The following is a 2227-nucleotide window of genomic DNA, read 5'->3' as shown; positions in this document are numbered from 1 at the left end:
TATTTGCCCAGGAAGAAGGGTTGGATGGTTACTTTGTGCTGAGGTCTTTCCCTGTCATGACTGTCCTTCTCAGTTTTCGGGGAACCCATTAAGAAGTTTCCTGCTGGAATATACACCATATCTAGGTCTACTCCATTTCCCAGATCTTCAGTGGAATAACTTGCTTGCTGGGATTCTCGCTTGATTATTCTTCCTCTACGGTTAACTGTTACTACTTCAAAGGAAAACTGCTTTAAACCTATTGGCGTTTCCGATTTTGAAGATTTATCTGAAGCAGATGGCGTTTCCGATGTTGGAGGTTTATCTGGATCAGATTTTCGATTGACGTTTTGTTTGTGAGATTCTAAATCAGAAACGTTCTTAGCATTTCTCTCTAACCATTGCTTTAGTTGCTGAGCCTCTGACGTGGTAATCTTTCCATTTACTAATAAATGATCGACAAATTTGACAATCCTTTTTTCATCATCAGTTGGTTGATGTATATCATCCAACTTTTTGAGAATATCATAAAAAGTGCCAGGAATTTTCTCTCTCAAATTGGGACAACAATCTCTGTAAGCCTGTTGCATTTGTTTGATAACGGTTTTTTCTAAAGGCCCCAATATATTGACTAAACTAGTCGTAATTTTAAAATTTTCCTGGATTGCGTTTAAATGAACATTATTTGGATTGTTTTCAAGTGCTCCATGAATTAATTCTTCTAACTGATTGTAACCCTGACAATGCTCTATTAATTTGTGAACGGTTTCCTTTAAATTCCCACCGCTAGCAATCTCGTTCAGATTTATATTTAATTCATAAAGCACCATCATTTCTAATTTAGTTTTATTAGGGAAAGCATTACACAGTGCTTCGTTTATTTTTTTGAGGAGATAACCAGGGGTATGTCCAGCATTCATTGACGGTTAGTTCAAGACCTGTGAAAAATAGAATTTGATACTCTGCTCTAATTCAGTATCTACACTCTGATTATACTGAATTCCGTAAATTTTCCTTTATTTGCTGGTATTTCCCACCTGGTGGTGGCTTAGGGATTAGGGAAGTCAGAAGTCAGAAGTCAGAAGTCAGAAGTCAGAAGCGCGTTGCTGAATCTTTTTTTGAATAGAAGTAGAGTGGGCATCCTGCCCGCGTGAAAATCCATTGAAACTGGCAAGATGCCAGTTCTACGCCTGATGCCAGTTCTACGCCTGATGCCAGTTCCACGCCTGATGCCAGTTCCACGCCTGATGCCCATTCCACACAACCTAGAGTCGGCATCCTGCCCGCGCGAAAATCCATTGAAACTGGCAAGATGCCAGTTCTACGCAAGATGCCAGTTCTACGCAAGATGCCAGTTCTACGCCTGATGCCAGTTCCACGCCTGATGCTAATTCCACAGCCAGATGCCCATTCTACAGAACTCTTAAAATCATTCCATTATTAAGCAACGCCCCTGATAGTTATGAAAAACGCTGTTCGCGTAGCGTGCGCGTAGCGCATTAGCTGATAGCTGATAACTAAATAGCTGATAGCTTAACTACTAACCCCATACTAACACAGCATACACTCCATAGATAAAATAAACAGTAAGTACAATCGCAATAATAATCCGAGCCTTTCTCGAACTGTGGCGTCTCCACAATACAAAGCATCCCACTATCACAGCCAAGATTTCTAGGGGACCAAAAATATGACCATAATGACGAGAATCCCAATAAGAAACAGGACTTTCAAAGCGCCAATTTGACAATGGAAAAAAGTGACGGTGGGCATCGTCAGCATGAACAGGAAAATCTCCCAATCCATGAAGAGCCATGCTAGCAAACATAGCAATCAGAAACGTTTGACCAAAATAGTAGGCTAACAACCCACCTAATAGGATTAGTGGAAAAGAATTGAAAATATCGAAAAATAATTGCCAGCTTGGGTTATAATAAGATTCAGACCAGATTACGTTTTCAGGAATTCCTCTGAGGAGTTTCTCATATCCGTAAAAAATTACCATTGGCAAATCCGGTAAGATCGCACCGAACACAATTGGTAAATTATTTTCCGGCTTTCTTTTTTTTCCTAAAATCAGGAGATTGACAATGGCGTGAGCGGGAGTATTCACAAATTAGGCTGATACAGAAGAAGCAGAAATGGTTTCCATTGATCCTCAAGGCATGAATATAATCACAAAAGTCAAGGGGGAGTCTTCCACTGTGCGCATCAGGTTTGATCATGAACTTAAAGATTCTGAAGATGC

General features: G+C 40.1%; 3 protein-coding genes and 1 pseudogene. 2 read left to right on the top strand and 2 right to left on the bottom strand.

The genetic code is table 11. From position 1 onward, the window contains the following. Nucleotides 1-899 (bottom strand): effector-associated domain EAD1-containing protein (locus F6J94_RS33170; RefSeq protein WP_293048023.1); only part of this gene is annotated, 899 nt, incomplete at its 3' end. A 255-nt stretch (nt 900-1154) separates the two neighbouring features. Here F6J94_RS33170 and F6J94_RS33165 point away from each other — a divergent pair. Continuing rightward, entirely contained in the window at nt 1155-1346 is a 192-nt protein-coding gene (locus F6J94_RS33165; RefSeq protein WP_293048021.1) for a hypothetical protein, read from the top strand. Nucleotides 1347-1519: 173 nt separating this feature from the next. On the opposite strand, the gene F6J94_RS33160 is transcribed toward F6J94_RS33165, so the two are convergent. Beyond that, the gene (locus F6J94_RS33160) at nt 1520-2092 is read right to left on the bottom strand and encodes a hypothetical protein (protein ID WP_293048019.1); all 573 of its coding nucleotides are present in this window, start codon (nt 2090-2092) and stop codon (nt 1520-1522) included. A 25-nt stretch (nt 2093-2117) separates the two neighbouring features. Between F6J94_RS33160 and F6J94_RS33155 the strand changes: the two are divergent. Beyond that, a pseudogene (locus F6J94_RS33155) lies at nt 2118-2227 on the top strand (DUF2470 domain-containing protein); the annotation flags it as partial.

The sequence above is a fragment of the Moorena sp. SIO1F2 genome, from assembly GCF_010672755.1.
Taxonomy (GTDB): Bacteria; Cyanobacteriota; Cyanobacteriia; order Cyanobacteriales; family Coleofasciculaceae; genus Moorena.
The sequence above is the reverse complement of the archived record's forward strand: the minus strand, read 5'-3'. Positions and strand labels throughout refer to the sequence as shown.

Coding starts and splice junctions, on each gene's coding strand:
- F6J94_RS33165 (WP_293048021.1), top strand. CDS start 1,155: ATGCCAGTTCTACGCCTGATGCCAGTTCTACGCCTGATGCCAGTTCCA.